Origin of the sequence: Stenotrophomonas sp. WHRI 8082, from assembly GCF_040223995.2 — a bacterium.
In the GTDB taxonomy this organism is placed as follows: Bacteria; Pseudomonadota; Gammaproteobacteria; order Xanthomonadales; family Xanthomonadaceae; genus Stenotrophomonas.
This window is the reverse complement of sequence record NZ_CP167826.1, coordinates 728010-745648: the sequence shown is the minus strand read 5'-3', so window position 1 is coordinate 745648 and position 17639 is coordinate 728010. Positions and strand designations below refer to the sequence as shown.

General features: G+C 65.7%; 16 protein-coding genes. 9 read left to right on the top strand and 7 right to left on the bottom strand.

The genetic code is table 11. From position 1 onward, the window contains the following. Positions 1–86: 86 nt before the first annotated feature. From ABRP17_RS03340 to ABRP17_RS03330, 3 genes are all read left to right on the top strand, one after another. Complete coding sequence (locus ABRP17_RS03340) at positions 87–1733, top strand: GGDEF domain-containing protein (protein ID WP_372486875.1); 1647 nt, start codon at positions 87–89, stop codon at positions 1731–1733. 39 nt (positions 1734–1772) lie between these two features. Then, entirely contained in the window at positions 1773–2495 is a 723-nt protein-coding gene (locus ABRP17_RS03335; protein ID WP_188324600.1) for a pseudouridine synthase, read from the top strand. Between the two features lie 87 nt (positions 2496–2582). After that, positions 2583–3653 carry a sensor domain-containing diguanylate cyclase gene (locus ABRP17_RS03330; RefSeq protein WP_349986704.1) on the top strand — a complete coding sequence of 357 codons (1071 nt, stop codon included), beginning with the start codon at positions 2583–2585 and terminating at the stop codon, positions 3651–3653. Positions 3654–3734: 81 nt separating this feature from the next. On the opposite strand, the gene ABRP17_RS03325 is transcribed toward ABRP17_RS03330, so the two are convergent. The 3 genes from ABRP17_RS03325 to ABRP17_RS03315 are packed head-to-tail and all read right to left on the bottom strand — an operon-like array spanning position 3735 to position 5962. Further along, a complete protein-coding gene (locus ABRP17_RS03325) occupies positions 3735–4682 on the bottom strand; it encodes a DMT family transporter (protein ID WP_188324598.1) in 948 nt (315 codons plus the stop codon). A 39-nt stretch (positions 4683–4721) separates the two neighbouring features. Next, on the bottom strand, positions 4722–5522 hold the full coding sequence (locus ABRP17_RS03320) for a DUF72 domain-containing protein (protein ID WP_349986628.1): 801 nt from the start codon (positions 5520–5522) through the stop codon (positions 4722–4724). Next, positions 5519–5962, bottom strand: coding sequence for a VOC family protein (locus tag ABRP17_RS03315; protein ID WP_349986629.1), 444 nt, complete (start codon positions 5960–5962; stop codon positions 5519–5521). Before ABRP17_RS03315 ends, ABRP17_RS03320 begins: the two co-directional genes overlap by 4 nt. A gap of 106 nt (positions 5963–6068) precedes the next feature. Between ABRP17_RS03315 and ABRP17_RS03310 the strand changes: the two genes are divergently transcribed. Both ABRP17_RS03310 and smrA read left to right on the top strand, forming a co-directional pair. Further along, the gene (locus tag ABRP17_RS03310) at positions 6069–7628 is read left to right on the top strand and encodes a serine hydrolase (protein WP_349986630.1); all 1560 of its coding nucleotides are present in this window, start codon (positions 6069–6071) and stop codon (positions 7626–7628) included. A gap of 93 nt (positions 7629–7721) precedes the next feature. Further along, positions 7722–9554, top strand: a complete 1833-nt coding sequence (smrA, locus tag ABRP17_RS03305) for a multidrug efflux ABC transporter SmrA (RefSeq protein WP_192095755.1) — start codon at positions 7722–7724, stop codon at positions 9552–9554. Between the two features lie 53 nt (positions 9555–9607). Here the strand turns inward: smrA and ABRP17_RS03300 are convergent, their stop codons facing one another. After that, a complete protein-coding gene (locus ABRP17_RS03300; protein WP_349986631.1) occupies positions 9608–11410 on the bottom strand; it encodes a DUF885 domain-containing protein in 1803 nt (600 codons plus the stop codon). 104 nt (positions 11411–11514) lie between these two features. On the opposite strand from ABRP17_RS03300, the gene ABRP17_RS03295 reads away from it, so the two are divergent. Then, positions 11515–11871 carry a GFA family protein gene (locus tag ABRP17_RS03295; RefSeq protein WP_188324593.1) on the top strand — a complete coding sequence of 119 codons (357 nt, stop codon included), beginning with the start codon at positions 11515–11517 and terminating at the stop codon, positions 11869–11871. A gap of 53 nt (positions 11872–11924) precedes the next feature. Then, positions 11925–12668, top strand: a complete 744-nt coding sequence (locus ABRP17_RS03290; protein ID WP_349986637.1) for a DUF4349 domain-containing protein — start codon at positions 11925–11927, stop codon at positions 12666–12668. Between the two features lie 54 nt (positions 12669–12722). Here the strand turns inward: ABRP17_RS03290 and ABRP17_RS03285 are convergent, their stop codons facing one another. Both ABRP17_RS03285 and ABRP17_RS03280 read right to left on the bottom strand, forming a co-directional pair. Then, a complete protein-coding gene (locus tag ABRP17_RS03285; protein WP_188324592.1) occupies positions 12723–13016 on the bottom strand; it encodes a hypothetical protein in 294 nt (97 codons plus the stop codon). A gap of 224 nt (positions 13017–13240) precedes the next feature. Beyond that, positions 13241–14146, bottom strand: a complete 906-nt coding sequence (locus ABRP17_RS03280) for a peptidylprolyl isomerase (RefSeq protein ID WP_349986633.1) — start codon at positions 14144–14146, stop codon at positions 13241–13243. 333 nt (positions 14147–14479) lie between these two features. Between ABRP17_RS03280 and ABRP17_RS03275 the strand changes: the two genes are divergently transcribed. Together ABRP17_RS03275 and ABRP17_RS03270 are read left to right on the top strand one after the other, a co-directional pair. After that, positions 14480–14845, top strand: coding sequence for a PadR family transcriptional regulator (locus tag ABRP17_RS03275; protein ID WP_349986634.1), 366 nt, complete (start codon positions 14480–14482; stop codon positions 14843–14845). Next, a complete protein-coding gene (locus ABRP17_RS03270) occupies positions 14842–15852 on the top strand; it encodes a sensor domain-containing protein (RefSeq protein ID WP_349986635.1) in 1011 nt (336 codons plus the stop codon). The genes ABRP17_RS03275 and ABRP17_RS03270 overlap by 4 nt, the downstream gene beginning before the upstream one ends. A gap of 392 nt (positions 15853–16244) precedes the next feature. On the opposite strand, the gene ABRP17_RS03265 is transcribed toward ABRP17_RS03270, so the two are convergent. Next, the gene (locus tag ABRP17_RS03265; protein WP_188324588.1) at positions 16245–17552 is read right to left on the bottom strand and encodes a polyhydroxyalkanoate depolymerase; all 1308 of its coding nucleotides are present in this window, start codon (positions 17550–17552) and stop codon (positions 16245–16247) included. Positions 17553–17639 lie beyond the last annotated feature (87 nt).

The following is a 17639-nucleotide window of genomic DNA, read 5'->3' as shown; positions in this document are numbered from 1 at the left end:
CCGTGCGGCTGCGATAATCTGGCCGCACGGACGGCGCGCAGTCTGCGCGCACGCAAGCAGGCGGGTGGGGCGTGGGGAGCACAGGAGTGCAGTGGCAAGGCTGGGTGGTGATCGTGGCGCTGTTGTGCGCCGTCCTGCTGCCGTCGGAGGCCGCGGCGACGCCACAGCCTGTGCGCGATTATCTGCTGCTCGGCGGCGCCACCGACGAACCCACACCGCATCGCAGTTGCACGCCGAAGATGCTCCACGGCCCGCGCCAGACGTTGGAGATTCCCGCCCCGGCCGGTGGCTGGTCCGGTCAACCGCAGGCGCTGGATGTGTTCAACGTCTTCGCCGGCGAGGTGATGATCCGCCACGCGGCGCGGGAGATATGCGGCAACATGGGGGATGCGCGGACGCGGGATTCACGCTTCCGCGCGGGCATCGGCATCGTCATCGTCCCGCCTGCGGGCAGCGCCGAGCCCATCGTCGTTTCCTGGGCGACGCCCCTGAAGGAACGCTGGGGACCCACGCTGCGGCTTGGCGCGCCCAGTCCGGTACAGCAGCGTGACACGGCCCGCCTGCTGGTACGCGCTGCCTGCCTGGCGGTGGCGTTGGCGTTGGCGCTGTCGGCATTGATGGGCTTTTTCAGCGCGCGCGATCGCCTGTTCCTGATCTACGTCGGCGTCTGCGCGGTGTTCATGGTCTGGCAATCGGTGTTGAGCGGCCTGAGCGGGTATCCAGAGCCCTGGTTTCCGGTGGACGTGGACAGTGCATGGTGGCTGGTGGGATTGACCGCCTGCGCGCAGGCGGTCCTGCTGCCGGTGTTGTGGCGGCTCAACGTGGGCGACCGCCACTGGCCACGCTGGCGGCGCACCTGGGCCATGCTGAGTTGTGGACTGGTGCTGGCGGCCCTCCTGGTGCCCTGGATGGATTGGACGATGCTGGGCTGGACAGCCGACATCCTGCAGGCGGCGCACATCACCGGTTGCGTGGCCGCGTTGCTGGCCGGCGTGTGGGCCTGGTCGCGCGGCGAGCGCTGGGCAGCCATCGGGCTGATTGCCGTGGCGCCGTTCCTGCTGATGATCGTGGCCGATCTCGCGCGCGCCCAGTGGTTGTTGGCGCATCGCGTGGAATCGCTGCAGTTGTCCACGACCTGGTTGTTGATGATGGCCGCCTACGCGCTCAACCAGCGGCTGGGCAAGCTGCGTGAGCAGCGTGACGAGATGCGCCAGCTGGCCGATACGGACTCGCTTACCGGGCTGCCCAATCGCCGTGCCGGGCTGCGCCAGCTGGGTGCGCAGATCGCCCGCGCGACGGACGAAGGCACAGCACTGGTCATCGGCTTCCTCGACATCGACCTGTTCAAGGAAATCAATGATCACCACGGACATGAAACCGGTGACGCGGTGCTGGTCGCGGTGGCAGCCGCGTTGCGCGGTTCGGTGCGCAGCCGCGAAGAAGTCTTCCGCATGGGCGGCGAAGAGTTCCTGCTGCTGTTGCCCGGCGCCAGCCGTGCGGTCGCAGCCGGGCGCCTGGAGCAGATCCGACGGAAGATCAGCGAAGCCGGCACCGCGCTGCAGGTACCGGGATTGCAGGTAACGGTGAGCATCGGCCTGGCGCAATGGCGGCCAGATCAGGACGATCTGGCAGGGCTGCTGCGCCGTGCCGATCATGCGATGTACGGCGCAAAGCGCGCCGGCCGCGACCGGGTGATGGACGGGGACCAGCTGGATGCGGGCAGCGCCGCCTGAATCCATGCCGCGGAGCCCACAATGCCCGATAATGGGGGCATGACCATCCGCCTGAACAAACATATCGCCGAAACCGGCTTCTGCTCCCGCCGCGAGGCCGACCGGCTGCTCAGCGAGCGCCGCGTTACTGTCAATGGCCACGTTGCCGGTACGGGCGCGGTGGTTGGCGAAGAGGACAAGATACTCATCGACGGGCAGCCGCTTCGCGTGCGCCAGGCCAGCAAGCCCGGCGGCCGTCGCCATGTCTACATCGTGCTGAACAAGCCGGTCGGCATCACCTGCACCACCGAAAGCTCGGTAAAGGGCAACATCGTCGAGTTCGTCGGCCACGAACAGCGGATCTTCCCGATCGGGCGCCTGGACAAGGATTCCGAAGGGCTGATCCTGATGACCAGCAACGGTGACATCGTCAACCAGATCCTGCGCGCCGAGAATGGCCACCAGAAGGAATACCTGGTGGCCGTCAACAAGCCGGTCACCGACGAGTTCCTGCGCGGGATGGCCCGCGGTGTGCGGCTGCATGACCAGACCACGTTGCCCTGCCGGACCTCAAAGCTGGCCAAGTTCGGTTTCCGCATCACCCTGCAGCAGGGGCTCAACCGACAGATCCGGCTGATGTCCGCGCACTTTGGCTTCCGCGTCACGCAGCTGCGGCGCGTACGCATCGACAACATCAAGATCGGTGCGCTCAAGCCCGGCCAATGGCGCAACCTCAGCGAGCAGGAACTGCGCGGCCTGCTGCCCGGCCAGCAGGACTGGTAAACGCCGCGAAGCACGCCGCGAAGCAGCGGGTCCATGGCCTGCTGCTTTCCTCTAGACTTGATCCCGGTCCCATCCCCCGAGCGCTGGATGATCAAGCCCGCCAAGCCTGCCAACGAAGCGCAGCGTCTCGATGCGCTGCAACGCTATCGCATCCTCGACTCGGAAAAAGAAAAGTCCTTCGAAGACCTGGTCACCATCGCCCGTGCGGTGGCAGGCACGTCGATGGCGGCCGTGACCCTCATCGATGCCGAGCGGCAGTGGTTCAAGTCGATCCAGGGCACCCAAGTGTCCGAGCTGTCGCGTGACGAGTCCATGTGCGGGCACGCCATCCTGAGGCCGCAGGAAATCATGGTGGTCGAAGACGCGCGGCTTGACGCGCGCTTTCATGACAACCCGATCGTGACGGGTGATCCTCGCGTACGGTTCTACGCCGGCGCGCCACTGGTCAGCAACGATGGCCAGCCGCTGGGTACGCTGTGCGTCTTCGATCCGCAACCGCACCGGCTCGACGCCGACAAGGCCGAGGCCCTGTCCGCCTTGTCACGCCAGGTGATGGTGGTCATGGAGCTGCGTCGCTTCGCGCTGGATATCCAGCAGCACATGCTGGAGCGGGATGATTACGAGAAACTGCTCAGCGACTACCACGACGTACTGCTGGCGCAGAACGCGGACCTGGCCGAACAGAGCCACACCGACGCCTTGACGGGCCTGCCGAACCGGCGTGCGATGGCACTGGCGTTGGACGCGGCGGTGACCACCCGCGATGGCCAGCCGCGGCAGACCTGCGTGGCCCTGCTCGACATCGATCACTTCAAGCGCATCAACGATTTCCAGGGGCATGCCACCGGCGATCGCGTGCTGTCCGAACTGGGTGCGCTGCTGCGTTCCCACTTCGCCGGGGCAGGCCTGGCAGCCCGCTACGGCGGCGAGGAATTCGTCGTGCTGCTGCCGGACACCGACCTGCGCACGGCCGAAGTGCAGTGCGAGTTCCTGCGCACGGCAGTGGCCGACCTGCCATTGGGCTTCCCCGTCACGGTCAGCATCGGCGTAGCGGCACACCGCAGCGGCGACAGCACCGACCACACGGTCGAGCGTGCCGACGCCGCCCTGTACCGGGCCAAGGCCGCCGGCCGCAACCGGGTGGAGACCGCCCCGTAAAAAAGGGGACGGAGGGGATTAAGTCGTTTTTGACCCCTTTGTGGTCGAAAACGACTTAATCCCCTCCGTCCCCTTTTTTCCTCAGTCCGCGATGTTGCGGGCTTCTGCGGTACCGAGGATCTCGGGGTGCTGGACGGGGCGGCGACGGTTGAGCAGGGGATGCAGGAACACCGCGCCGATGATCACCGCGACGCCGACGTAGAACCAGCCGGCGACTTCGTGTTGTTCGCGTAGCAGGACCACGGCGAGGATCACCGCGTAGACCGGCTCCAGGTTGGTCACCAGCTGTACGGTGTACGCACTGAGGTGACGCAGCGCCACCAGGGCCAGGGCGAACGGCAACAGCGTGCAGACGCCCGCCAGCAGCAGCAGCAACAGGCCGTCATGCAGGTCTGGCATTACCCACAGCGGGCTGGCCAAGGCAGGCAGCAGGTAGGGCATCAGCGGGGCCAGCAGGGTCAGGGTCAGCGTGCCCGCACCCAGCTCCAGTGCAGTGACGGTAAGCGGGTCGGCATGGCTGACCATGCGCTTGTTGAGCGAACCGAACACGGCGACCAGTACCGCCGACATCGCCCCGACCAGTACCCCCACCCGCATGCCCTCCGGCACGCCGCCGACCACCAGTGCCACGCCGGGCAGCACCGCGATGCCGAAAACGAGTTCGCGGACCTGGAACGGGCGTTTGGCCACCCAGGGTTCGATGATGGAGGTGAACACCGGCGCCAGTGCGATGCAGGTAGCGGCAACGGACGCGTTGGCCAGCTTCACCGCCCCGTAGAACGTCAGCCAGTGCAGCGCGACCAGCGCGCCGATGCCCGAATAGGCTGCCACGACCCGCCATGGCAGGGTGCGTAGCCCGCGCCATACCCGCGGCAGCAGCGCCAGCATCGCCACCACCAGCAGCATGCGCCACCACACCAGCGGCAGGGCCGGCAGGGTGATCAGCTTGCCGAGGATGGCCGTGATTCCCCACAGCAGTACACAGAAATGAATCTGGAAAAGGGCTTTGCGGGTGTCAGGGCTGCTCATCGCGATATTGTGCGGCAAGCAGGGCCCTGCGGCGATGGGTCAGCGTGCGTCGCAGCGCTGTTGCAGGGCCATCGCGGCGGCAGGATTGCGTGCCTTCGCCGCGCCGATGCACAGCAGATAGACCTCGCGCGGTGCTTGAGCGGCTGCGTCGGCAATCAACGGCAGGTCATCCACGGGCCGTCCAGTTGCCCAGGCCTGCGCCCTTGCGACCCAGCGCTGCTGTGCCGGCGCGGGAAGGCCGGCCTTCAGGCGGGCCTGGCTGCGTTTGATGCGGACATAGGCGAAGTCGGCGGTCAGGTCACCGTGCAGCGGGACGTCATCGCTGTCTTCGATGACCAACGCGATATCGTGCCGGCGTGCCGCGGTGATCAGCGCGGCATCCACTGCAGCGGGGTTGCGCACTTCCAGGGCGTGCTGCAGCTTCACACCCTGCAACGAGGCGGGCAGCGTGGCAACGAACGCCGCAAGCGCATCGGCGTCAGCGGAATGATCCGGGGCGAACTGCCACAGCAGCGGGCCCAGCCGGTCACCCAGGGCGAGTGCGGCCTGCAGGAAGGGCTGCGCGGCATCGGCCACGCCGGACAGGTCCCGCCGCTGCACCAGATAACGCGGTGCCTTCATTGAAAAGCGGAAGCCCTCCGGCGTCTGCGCCGCCCATTGCGCGCATTGGGCAGGGCTGGGCGTGCGGTAGAACGTGCCGTTGATTTCGATGCAGCGCAGGGCCTGGCTGGCGAAGGCCAGCTCTTCGCGCTGCACCAGGCCTTCGGGATAGAACATCCCGCCGCGCCATTCCGGGAACACCCAGCCGCCGATGCCACAGCGTATCGGTGCGGCGCTCACTGCGATGCATCCGTGTGCCAGGGGTCATAGCTGCCAAACCACCACAGGTAGCCTTCCGGATCGGCACAGGCATAGCCACGCCCGCCGTAGGGTTGGTTCGCCAGATCCATGACGATCCGCGCACCTGCGGCGACCGCATGGGTGAAGTGCGCATCGACGTCGCTGACGATCACGCAGGCACTCTGGGTCTGACGGCCGCCGAGGTCGGCTGGATGCACGTCTTGACGCGACCACTCCCCCTCATTGCCGGCCGAGGCCAGCATGAGCATGCCCCCGCCGTAGACCAGCTGCGCGTGGTGCACCGTAGCGCCGTCGGCGAAGACGGCCTGTGCCTGGAAACCGAACGCGCGCTGCAGCCAGGCGATGGCTGCCGGCGCATCGCGGTAGCGCAGGCAGGGAATGATGGTCGAACCGGCAGTGGCCTGTGCATGGTCTGGCATGGCACCCTCCTTTGGCACAGGAAGGCTGCGCTGTGCGCCGTTACCATCCTGAGAAATCCCGGCGGCCCTGCACGGTGCCGCCACTCCCGTCTGGAGACTGTGCGTGATGATGCGTTTGATTGGAGGCGTGATGCTGATGGCGTGTGCGACGTTGGCAGGTGCGGCAAGTCCGCCGCCCCTGCAGGACCTGGATGCCATCGTGGAGCGCGTACGCGAGCGCTTCGACGTGCCGGGCATTGCCGTGGCCGTGGTGAAGGACGGGAAGATCGTCCTGGAGCGTGGTTGGGGCGTGCGCGAGCAGGGCCGCCCTGAGCCGGTGCAGGCCGACACGCTGTTCGCCATCGCGTCCAACACCAAGGCGTTCACCGCGCTCTCGCTGAACCTGCTGGCCGAAGAGGGCAAGCTGAAGATGGACGACAAGGTGACCGAGCACCTGCCGGCCTTCCGTATGTCCGATCCCTTCGTGACCAGCCAGATGACCGTGCGCGATCTGTTGTCGCACCGCAGCGGGCTGAGCCTGGGCGCGGGGGACCTGCTGTTCTGGCCGACTACCACGTACCGCAATGCCGACGTCGTGGAACGCCTGGGCAAGGTGCCGTTGAAGGGAGGCTTCCGTGAGCGCTATGCCTACGACAACATCCTCTACGCAGTGGCGCAGCAGGTGATTGAAAAAGTATCCGGCCAGTCTTACCAGGCCTTCCTGCAGCAGCGTATTTTCGACAAGGTCGGCATGGCCGGCACGCGGTACAACGCGGACCACCTGCACGCGGGGGACCAGGCTGCGGTGGGCCACGCAAAGTTCGACTTCACCGATCTGCGCACGGTCGCGCCGTTGACGTGGCAGAACAATGCCGGCGCAGGCGGTATCTATTCCAACGTGCACGACATGGCGCGCTGGATGCAGGTGCAGTTGGCGCACGGCACGCTGCCCGATGGCACCGCGCTGTTCAGCGCGAAAAGCCAGCAGCAGATGTGGCAGATGATCACCCCGCAGGTGGTCGCCGAACCGACGGTGCCGGAGCTGCTGCCGGCGCGACCGAACTTCGCCGGCTATGGCGAGGGCTGGAGTCTGAGCGATTACCAGGGAAAGAAACTGGTCTGGCATACCGGGGGATGGCCCGGCATGGTCTCGCGGGTGACCTTGGTGCCCGAGGCGAATCTGGGCGTGGTCGTACTGACCAATCAAGAAGTGGGTGCGGCCTTCAACGCGATTACCCTGAGCGTGCTGGATGCGTACCTGGGACGCAGCGGGCATGACTGGGTGGATGCCTACGGCAAGGCCGTGGACAAGGGACGCGGCAAGGCGGACGAGGCGTGGGCGAAGCACCAGGCCGCGCGTGATCGGACCAGCCGGCCATCGCTACCGCTGGACGCCTACGCCGCTACCTACCGGGACAGCTGGTATGGCGACATGCACATCTCACGCAACGGCAAGGTGCTGCGCCTGCAGTTCGACAAGACGCCGCAGCTGGTCGGCACGTTGGAACATTGGCAGTACGACACGTTCATCGTGCGCTGGGATGATCGTTCGCTCAATGCCGACGCGTTCGTGAACTTCAGCCTGGATCCGGATGGAAAGGTGCGCGATGTGCGCATGCAGGCGATATCCGAGCTGACCGACTTCAGCTTCGACTTCCAGGATCTGCTGTTCGTGCCGCAAGGGTGATGCGCACCCGGGGGTGACGGGCCCGGCGGCCGTCACTACCGGGCACGCGCTTGGTGGGATAATCAGCGGGTTCCCGTGCTGTGAGCGACTGTGATGTTCCGCTGGTTTGAATCCCTGATCCCGGTGTTTCCGCCGGTGGACAAGCGCACGCCGCCGCGCAGCGTGGTGAAGTTCTATCTGTTCTATCTGCGTCCGGTATGGCCGGTGCTGCTGGCCACGCTGATCGCCGGTCTGCTGCTGGCGCTGGTGGAAGTGGCGATGTTCGACTTCCTCGGCCGCATCGTCGACATGGTGGCCGAGCAGCCCGGCGCGGGATTCTTCCAGCGCCATGCGCAGGATCTGATCTGGATGGTGGTGGTGTGTGTCATCGCCCGTCCGGTGCTGGTGGGCCTGCACAACCTGCTGGTCAACCAGGCGATCGTGCCGGGCCTGAGCAACCGCTCCCGTTGGCTGATGCACAACTACGTCGTGCGGCAGAGCCTGACGTTCTTCCAGAATGATTTCGCCGGCAGCATGGCCAACCGGGTGATGCAGACGGGCACTTCGCTGCGCGAATCGGCGGTGCAGATGGTCGACTCGCTCTGGTACATCGTGGTCTACACCGGCACCGCGCTGTTCCTGTTCGCGCAGGCCGACTGGCGGCTGATGATTCCGCTGCTGCTGTGGATGCTGGCCTACGCGGTGATCATGGTGTACTTCGTGCCGCGTGCGAAGGAGCGCGCATGGATCGCATCGGAAGCGCGATCCAAGGCAATGGGCCGCATCGTGGATGGCTATACCAATATTCCGACGCTGAAGCTGTTCGCCCACGGGGGGCGCGAGCAAGCGTACGTGGCAGAGGCAATCGAAGAACTGGCGGTCAAGCACCGTCGGCAGACGCGCATCACCAGTGGCATGGACCTGACCATCGCCATCGTCAACGGCTTCCTGATTGCCGGCACCTGCGGACTGGCGTTGTGGCTGTGGAACGACGGGCTGATCACAGTCGGTGCGATCACCCTGGCCACCGGTCTGGTGATCCGCATCCACAACATGTCCGGCTGGATCATGTGGACCATCAACGGCATCTTCGAAGACATCGGCACGGTGCAGGACGGCATCACCACGATCTCCCAACCGCTGACCGTGCAGGATCGCGATGACGCGCCCGCGCTCACCGTGAGTGCGGGCGGCGTGCATTTCCAGAACATCCACTTCCACTATGGCAAGCGTGGGGGCGTGATCGACGGGTTGGACCTGCAGGTGAAGCCGGGCGAGAAGATTGGTCTGGTCGGACCGTCGGGTGCGGGCAAGTCGACACTGGTCAACGTGCTGCTGCGGCTGTATGACCTGGAAAGCGGGCGCATCGTCATCGACGGCCAGGACATCGCCTCGGTGACACAGGAGAGCCTGCGTGGACAGATCGGCGTGGTCACCCAGGATACGTCGCTGCTGCATCGTTCGATCCGCGACAATCTGCTGTATGGCCGGCCCGAGGCGACCGACGACGCGGTGCGCGCGGCGGTGGCGAAGGCGCGTGCCGATGGCTTCATCGAGTCGTTGGTGGATGCGCAGGGGCGCAAGGGGTATGACGCGCTGGTGGGCGAGCGCGGCGTCAAACTGTCCGGTGGCCAGCGCCAGCGCATCGCCATTGCCCGCGTGTTGCTGAAGGACGCGCCCATCCTGGTGCTGGACGAGGCAACGTCGGCATTGGATTCGGAAGTGGAAGCCGCGATCCAGGACAACCTGGACGAGCTGATGGCGGGCAAGACGGTGATCGCCATCGCGCACCGCCTGTCGACCATCGCCCGGATGGACAGGCTGGTGGTGATGGACCAGGGCCGGATCGTTGAAACGGGCACGCACGCAGAGCTGGTGGAGGCCGGTGGCCTGTATGCGCGGTTGTGGGCACGGCAGACCGGCGGCTTTGTTGCCGCCGAGGGCTGAAAGGGTTGCGCCGAGCATGGCTCGGCGCATTCCGTCCGCGACTTCGGTTGGCGTTACTCGATCGGCTGGTCCAGCATCAGCTGGCGCGCGAAGCGCACCGGCGGCGCGCCGTAGGACAGCATCTTGTCGTGGTACGCCTTCAGGTTGAACTGGTCGCCCAGTTTTTCCTGCGCGGCCTTGCGGGTGTCGAAGTGCTCCTGCGCGCCGACGAAGTAGGTCGGCAGCTGCGCCGACGTCAACTGAGCGCGCACCCACTTGCCCGATGCTTCGCTGTCCTGCTGGAAGGCATCGTGGGTCATCAGGTGCATCGCCTGTTCGCGCGTCCAGTTGTCCACGTGCACGCCCTGATCGAGGATCGCGTTGGAAATCGTGCGCAGGTAGAACTTCAGCTGCACCAGGTGGAACAGCGGGTCGTTATCCAGATAGCCCTGTTCCTGCATCATGCGTTCGGTGTAGACCGCCCAGCCTTCTGCGAACAGGCCCGAACGCAGCACCGCGCGCAGGGTCGATGGGAACTTGGCCGAATGCCAGCCTTCGAGGTAGTGGCCCGGGGTGCCTTCGTGGATGCTCAGCAGGTGGATCATGCGTGAGTTGTATTCACGCAGGAACGAGTCGACCTGCTTCTGGTCCCAGTCGTCCGGGATCGGCGACACGGCGTAGAACGTCTTCAGGTTCTTGTCCAGCGGACCCGGTGAATCGCAGTAGGCCACCGCCACGCCGCGCTGGAACTCCGGCATCAGGATGATGTCCACCGGCGCGTCGGGCAGGGTCATCAGGTCATGCTCGCGGACGAACGCAGTGGACTGGTCCAGCGCCGCCTTGGCATCGTCTACCACCTTGTCGCGCGCCGGCTTGTCCGCATAGGCAAGTTCCAGCGCGGCTTCGATGGCTTTCTGCTGCTGCTCGTCGCTCGGGTTGGCCGGCATCTGCGGCGCGCCGGGCTTGTCCTTCAGCACGGTCTGGGCGATGCCATACATGTCCTGGCGCACGCGCTTGAGCTCGGCACGCGCACGCTCGCCGATCTCCTGCCGCGACAGCGACGAGTTCAGCGCAAACTTCAGCTTCTGGTCGTACAGCGCAGCACCCACGCGGAACTCACCCTTGGCGTTGGGCACCAGCGTCTTGTCCAGCCACTGCTGCTGCTCGTCCACGGCCTTCTTCAACCCATCGATGGCCGCCTGCAGGCGCTGCTGGTCGGCTTGCGGCAGTTCGCCGATGTGCGGGGTGATGAAGGTATCGACGATGCTGAGGATGCCGCGGTTCTGCTTGGCCACCGTTTCAGCATGGATCTTCGGCACGCGGGCCGGATCGAGGTTCTCGCGGGCCTGGGCGAAGATCGCCGGGATCTTTTCCATGCGCGCGGTGGCCGACTTCAGGCGCTCTGGCAGCGGGGCGAACTCACGTGCCATCAGGCCGTAAATCGCGCTGCCGGCCAGACCGTTGTACATCTGCGGGTCCCACTTGGACGACTGCAGAACTTCCGCATTCCAGATATCGGACTGCAACTGGTTGCGCAGGATTGCCGCATCCACCTGGTTCTCGCGGCCCAGCTTGGCCACGTCCATCGTGTCCAACTCGGCGAGCAGGCCCTTGTAGGCGGCGAGCGTTTTCTGCTGGCCCGCGGCGCTGAGGTCATCGATCTCGCTGTCGAACCGGTGGTCACCGATCTGCGTGGCACCGACCGGTGACCGCTGCATCCAGCTGTCCAGGGCGCGCTTGGACAGGTCGGCGAAGGCCGCATCGGCGGTGGCCGCCCCTGCCTGGGCGGCGGCGGGCGTGCTGGCAGAGGGAGCGTCGGTCTGCTGGCAGCCACCAAGGGCGGCGATCAGGGCGAGGGCAAGAAGATGCGGGCGCATCGGCAATCCTGTATTCGGGTCAATGCCCAAGCATAGGCTGGCCCCGGTGCGCTGTCTGCGTGCCAAAGGATTACCATCGTCGCATTCCCGTGCGGAGGTGTGTCATGCAGTACGAAGGAAGTTGCCATTGCGGCCGGATTGCGTTCACCGTGCAGGCTGAAGCGCCGATCACCGATGTCATCGACTGCAACTGTTCGCTGTGCCGTCGGCGCGGCGGCCTGCTGTGGTTCGCCGCCCGTGACGCGCTGGTGCTGTCCAGCGATCCGGCGCAGCTGGCGACCTACCAGTTCAACAAGCACCACCTGCATCATCACCATTGCGCCCACTGCGGCATCGCGCCGTTCAGCGAAGGGGTCGATCCGCGCAGCGGTCAGGCCATGGCGGCGGTGAACGTGCGTTGCCTGCCGGGTCTTGCGCTGGATGGCCTGTCAGTCACCGCCTTCAATGGAGCCGATGCGTGAGCCTTCCTGTAACGCGACGTGGCTTGGGTATCGGTGCGGCATTGTTCGCGCTGATGCTCGCCGGGTGTGGCAAGCCGGGGATGGCCGATGCCGGCGGCGCTGGCGCGGGCGCCGTGGCTTCTCCCGAAGGCGCATCACTGGCCTACGAGCACGATCTGGACATCCGCCTGGAGGCGATGCAGATCGGTCCGCGCGTGAAGCAGATCGCCGACGCGTGCCAATCCGCGCGCTTCGGCGACTGTGCTGTGCTGCAGGTGGGGCAGCAGGGGGGGGACTATCCGACCGGCTCCATCCGTGTCCGCATCGCGCCGAAGGGCGTGGAGCCGATCATCGGCCTGGCGGGGCAGGGCGGCGAGGTGTCCTCACGCAATACGCATGCAGAAGATCTTGCCCAGCAGGTCGCCGATACCGCGCTGGCCAAGGCGCGTCTGCAGAAAGAGCATGAGCGGTTGCTCGCTTACCAGGACAGCAAGGACATCAAGTTGGCGGACTTGCTGGTGATCACGCAGCGTCTGTCGGAGATCGAGGCGGGTGTCGAACAGGCGAACAAGGATGCGGCGCAGCAGCGCAGGCGCATCGATACGCAACTGGTGACGATGCAGTTCAACACACCGTCGGGGCAGCGTAGTCGTAGCGAAATCGGCCAGGCGTTGCGTGAATCGGGCGCCATCCTGACCAACAGCGTGGCCTTCCTTATCCGCGCCGTGGCTGCGCTGCTGCCGGTCGCGGTGGTGCTGGGTCTGGTGGGGTGGATCGGCGTGCGCCTGTGGCGTTGGCGCCGACGCCGGAAGGCCTGACCGCCGGAAGCCCGGAGGGAGCGCCAAGCCGAGCTTGGCGCCCCTTGCCCCGGATCAACCTTCGTCGGTTTCGTACTCGACGAACACATCGAGCTCCAACGCGAGCTCCTGCACGGCATCGCGCACTTTCTGCGCGGTGGCCTCATTGCCTACCTCGACCTCCAGTTCGTGGCTGCCGGGGCCCATGTCGTCGGACAGGCCGGCCGAGCTGGAATCATCGTCGTCCATCTTCGGCATCAGGTCGTCGGTTTCTTCGACATGCTCGATGCCTTCGATACCGAGCAGCAGATCGCTGATGGCACGTGCATCGTCTTCGCTACCGGTGATTCGCAGTCGCAACATGGCCATGGGGCGTTTCCTCATTGAATGCAGGCACCCAGCCTAGCCAGCAGATGGAAAAAAGCGGGTGAGGGTGGCGCATGCAGGACGGTAGCGCCGACGGGTAGAGCCGACTTCAGTCGGCTGCACAGACCATGCAGCCGACTGAAGTCGGTTCTTCCGTCGGCGCGGAACGCCACGCAGCCGACTGAAGTCGGCTCTACCCGTGACCCCGTCCAGCCCCGCCGGTGGGGTTACCGTACCGGCACCGGGATGTTGCAGAGGTCGATATGGCCGGCTGGACGCTTGTAGAAATCGTCCACGCGGTTGCGGCGCGCTTCCACCGTCGCCGCAAACGTCTTCGACTCGGTACGCAGGACCTGGATCGGCGTGCGCTCTGCTTCAGGCACCTCGCTGACGCGGCGTATCGAGATGATCGGCGTACGCTGCGCCGCATCCGCGTAGAAGCCCATCGGCGCCGGGCCGCGAGGCAGTGCGCTCAGCAGTTCCATGCCCTTCAGCACGCGCCCCACGACGGTGATGTTGCGATCCAGTTGGCGTGGCGACTGGCCGGTGACGACGTACAGCTCCGCACCGATGCTGCTGTCTTCGTCGTTGTTGCGGCCTGCACCCAGTGCGCCGTAGCAATGCGCAAGCCATGCCTTCCCCGCCTTGGGGTCCGCGCCAGTCGCGAAGCCATCGACGAACCCCGTACGTGCCGCCCAGCCATCGCGGTCAGGCAGCGCGTTGAAGGTCAGCCCGGCACTGGGGCGCTCGAACTCGGCGGGGAGCTTGCGTGCGGCCGATCCGAGCGGCTTGGCTTTCCCCGCATCATCCGCGTCTGCATCGCCGAACTGCACCACGAAGTTGTCCTGCGCGCGGTAGATGCTGGTGCCGTTCCAGAACGCCTCATGGGCGAGGGTCTGGATATTGGCGACGTGGCGCGGGGCGAATTGCGGCGCCAGTTCAAGGATTACCCGTCCCGTCGGCAGATCCATGTACAGCAGGTTGGCCGGGTCCGGCGTGCGCCAGTCACTCGCCGGGGCCGCGTCGAGGATCTGCTGCGGGCTGCGGTACGGCGTGGCGGCAGTGGCCAAGGAGGCGAGCGCACACGCTGCAAGCGCAAGGCCAAGAGCCAACTGAACAGGGCGACGATCCATGACGAGCCTTTTGACGAGGAGCCTTCGATTCTGCCATCAGACCTGCGCAGCGCACAGCCGACGGGTAATGCCATCGGTAAAAGCCATCGGGGAAACGCCATGGGGTAAACGCTGTCGGGCAAACGCCGTGGGGTAAACGCCATGCGGTAGAGCCGACTTCAGTCGGCTGCTCCAACCGCCAGCCGGCTGAAGCCGGCTCTACCCCCCGGGGCGCCGCAGGCCATCGACAGCCCGGCGCCGACAGCGAACGCAAAAGGACACCGTGACCAATGACACCTTTCACTACTCCGAACTTCACACTACTGTTCACTTCAACGTAGTGGAGCAGCCGCCATGGTCGACGAAGAGATCCAGCTGAAGAAGTTCCAGAAGGAGCTCAGTGCGGGGACCGTATCGCTGGCGCTGATGGCCGTGTTGGCCAAGGCACCGGAGCCGTTGTACGGCTACCTGATCGCCAAGGAGCTGGAGCAGGTGGGCGAGGGCGTGCTGAGTGGCAAGCAGAGCGCCCTGTACCCGGTGCTGCGCAATCTGGAAGGCGCCGGGTTGCTGGAAAGTCACGTGGAGCCGTCCAGCAGTGGACCACCGCGTCGCTACTACCGCATGAACGAGCAGGGACGCGCCGTGCTGGAGCAATGGATCCAGGCATGGCGTGCCACCCGCGATTCCGTCGATTCCGTACTGGAGGGCGTACTGCAATGAACACTGAACACACCCTGGGCAGGACCCTGCCAGCGACCATTCCCGACTACCTGGTGCAGTTGCGCGCAGCACTGCGAGGCGCCGACCCGGCGATGGTGCAGGACGCGTTGTATGACGCCGAGGAATACCTGCGTTCGGAGCTGGCTGCACAGCCGGGCCGCAGCGAAGCGGAGGTGATCGCCGACGTCGCCGGCAGCTACGGTGCGCCGGAAGAAGTGGCCGATATCTACCGCGAAACGGAGATCACCGTCAGCCGTGCGCTGCGTACGCCCAGTACGCCGCTCGGTACCCGGGTGGTGGCTGCGCAGGTCGCGCCTTCGGTTACGCCGGCAGCCAGCATCACCCCGCCGAATGGCCGGGACGGTGACCCGTCGCCGCCGCCGTCGCGTTCGCTCGCTGCGCGCTTCTTCGGCGTCGTGGTGGATCCGCACACCTACGGCGCGCTGCTCTACATGCTGCTCTCGCTGGCCACGGGCACGTTCTTCTTTACGTGGTTGGTCACCGGGCTGTCGTTGTCGGTGGGGCTGCTGATCCTGATCATCGGCATTCCGGTCGCCGTGCTGTTCTTCGGCTCGGTTCGCGGCCTGGCGTTGCTGGAAGGACGGTTGGTAGAGGCGCTGCTGGGCGAGCGCATGCCGCGGCGCCCGCGTTACAGCGACCGCAGCCGCAGCTGGCTGCAGCGGATCGGTGACATGTTCACCGACGGGCGCACGTGGCTGACCTTGCTGTACTTCGTGTTGATGCTGCCGCTGGGCATCGTGTATTTCACCGTGGCCACTACGCTGCTGGCGGTGTCGCTGGCCTTCATCTGGTCACCGGTAGCGGCGTTGGTGCCGGGCGATTATTCCGGCTTGACGATCCAAGGCCTGCCCCTGTTGGAGGGCGCATGGGCCACGCCGGTCCTCGCAGTCGTCGGTGTGCTGTTGCTGTTTGCCACGCTGCATCTGGCACGCGGCGTGGGGCGTCTGCACGGCACGCTGGCAAAGCATCTGCTGGTGCGGCTGTAACGCCGAGCCTTGCTCGGCGGCTGTCCGGTCCGGGACCTTGGCGCCTGATACCGGCCGCGCTGCGCGCTCGCCGAGCGTGGCTCGGCGCAACCGGTGCGATCCGGCGTTTGTTGTTTGCGTTCCAGTGCCGTCGCGCGGCAGGGTAGCGCCGAGCCGTGCTCGGCGGCTTTCCGGTCCGGGCCCTTGGCGCCTGACACCGGCCGCGCTGCGCGCTCGCCGAGCGTGGCTCGGCGCTACCAGTGCGATTCCGCGTTTGACGTTTGCGATCCAGGTCGTCGCGCGGCGCGGTAGCGCCGAGCCGTGCTCGGCGGCTTTCCGGTCCGGGCCCTTGGCGCGTGATACCGGCCGCGCTGCGCGCTCGCCGAGCGTGGCTCGGCGCTACGGGATGATGATCAGCCGGCTTTCCGCCGCAGCGGGGTGACGTTGCTCTTCTTCTTCGGCTTCGACGCTGCCGGTGCTTCGGCATTGGCAGCGAAGAAATCACGCACCTTCGGGTACACCACTTCACGCCAGCGGCGGCCGCTGAAGATGCCGTAATGACCCGCGCCTTCCACGATGAAGTGTTCGCGGCGGCTGGCATCGATGCCCGTGCACAGCGATTGCGCCGCTTCGGTCTGCCCCAATCCCGCGATATCGTCCAGCTCGCCTTCGATGCTCAACAGTGCGGTATCGCGGATCGCCGACGGATCCACCTTTTCGCCCTTGATGAACCACTCCCCGCGCGGCAGCAGGAAGTCCTGGAAGACCACGCTGATGGTGTCCAGGTAATACTGCGCCGGCATGTCCAGCACGGCGTTGTACTCGTCGTAGAAACGACGGTGCGCGTCGGCATCTTCCAGATCGCCCTTCACCAGATCGGTGTAGAAATCCCAGTGCGAACTGAAGTGCCGGTTCGGGTTCATGGACAGGAAGCCGGCGTGCTGCAGGAAGCCCGGATACACGCGGCGACCCGCACCGGGATAACCCGGCGGCACCGTGTGGATGACGTTGTTTTCAAACCAGGACAACGGATTCTGGGTGGCCAGGTTGTTCACGGCGGTGGGGCTGCAGCGCGCATCGATGGGTCCCCCCATCATCACCAGCGACTTCGGCGTGGGTTCGCCGCGGCTGGCCATCAGCGAAACCGCCGCCAGCACGGGCACGGTGGGCTGGCAGACGCTGACCACATGCAGGCGCTCCACGCCAAGGTGGCGGATGAACTCCTGGATATAGTCGACGTAATCTTCAAGGCCGAACTCGCCTTCGCTGCCAGGCACCATCCGCGCGTCGACCCAGTCGGTGACATACACCCGGTGATCGCGCAGCAGCGTGCGCACCGTATCGCGCAGCAGCGTCGCGTGGTGGCCGGACAACGGTGCAACGACCAGCACGAACGGCTGGTTCAACATCGTGTGCAACTGGTCAGCTTCGTTGCTATGACGTTTGAACCGCAGCAGCTTGCAGAACGGCTTGCTGACTTCTTCGTGGACCACGATCGGCACGCGTTCGCCATCCACGTCGATTTCGTTGATGCCCCACTCCGGCTTTTCGTAATCCTTGCCCACGCGATGAAAGAGCTCGTTCATCGCGGCCAGCCGGTCGGCACCGGGCATCTGCGACCACCAGTGGCCGGGATTGTTGAAGAAGTGGGCATTGGCCTGCGCCTGATGCACCCAAGGGGCGAGCAGGTTGCGGGTCAGTTCGTGCAGTTGGTAGAGCATACTGACTCAATATGTATGGTCATATGTTGCCGCGCAGCATAACCGATCAGGCCGGCCGGTATATTAATTGGGCGCGGGAAGGCGGGC

Bases quoted from the DNA above. Each gene is read 5' to 3' on its own strand.
- ABRP17_RS03290 (WP_349986637.1), top strand. From the start codon at position 11,925: ATGCTCGCCGGGTGTGGCAAGCCGGGGATGGCCGATGCCGGCGGCGCT.
- ABRP17_RS03335 (WP_188324600.1), top strand. From the start codon at position 1,773: ATGACCATCCGCCTGAACAAACATATCGCCGAAACCGGCTTCTGCTCC.
- ABRP17_RS03265 (WP_188324588.1), bottom strand. From the start codon at position 17,552: ATGCTCTACCAACTGCACGAACTGACCCGCAACCTGCTCGCCCCTTGG.
- ABRP17_RS03280 (WP_349986633.1), bottom strand. From the start codon at position 14,146: ATGGATCGTCGCCCTGTTCAGTTGGCTCTTGGCCTTGCGCTTGCAGCG.
- ABRP17_RS03285 (WP_188324592.1), bottom strand. From the start codon at position 13,016: ATGGCCATGTTGCGACTGCGAATCACCGGTAGCGAAGACGATGCACGT.
- ABRP17_RS03325 (WP_188324598.1), bottom strand. From the start codon at position 4,682: ATGAGCAGCCCTGACACCCGCAAAGCCCTTTTCCAGATTCATTTCTGT.
- ABRP17_RS03330 (WP_349986704.1), top strand. From the start codon at position 2,583: ATGATCAAGCCCGCCAAGCCTGCCAACGAAGCGCAGCGTCTCGATGCG.
- ABRP17_RS03275 (WP_349986634.1), top strand. From the start codon at position 14,480: ATGGTCGACGAAGAGATCCAGCTGAAGAAGTTCCAGAAGGAGCTCAGT.
- ABRP17_RS03295 (WP_188324593.1), top strand. From the start codon at position 11,515: ATGCAGTACGAAGGAAGTTGCCATTGCGGCCGGATTGCGTTCACCGTG.
- smrA (WP_192095755.1), top strand. From the start codon at position 7,722: ATGTTCCGCTGGTTTGAATCCCTGATCCCGGTGTTTCCGCCGGTGGAC.
- ABRP17_RS03300 (WP_349986631.1), bottom strand. From the start codon at position 11,410: ATGCGCCCGCATCTTCTTGCCCTCGCCCTGATCGCCGCCCTTGGTGGC.
- ABRP17_RS03270 (WP_349986635.1), top strand. From the start codon at position 14,842: ATGAACACTGAACACACCCTGGGCAGGACCCTGCCAGCGACCATTCCC.
- ABRP17_RS03315 (WP_349986629.1), bottom strand. From the start codon at position 5,962: ATGCCAGACCATGCACAGGCCACTGCCGGTTCGACCATCATTCCCTGC.
- ABRP17_RS03310 (WP_349986630.1), top strand. From the start codon at position 6,069: ATGATGCGTTTGATTGGAGGCGTGATGCTGATGGCGTGTGCGACGTTG.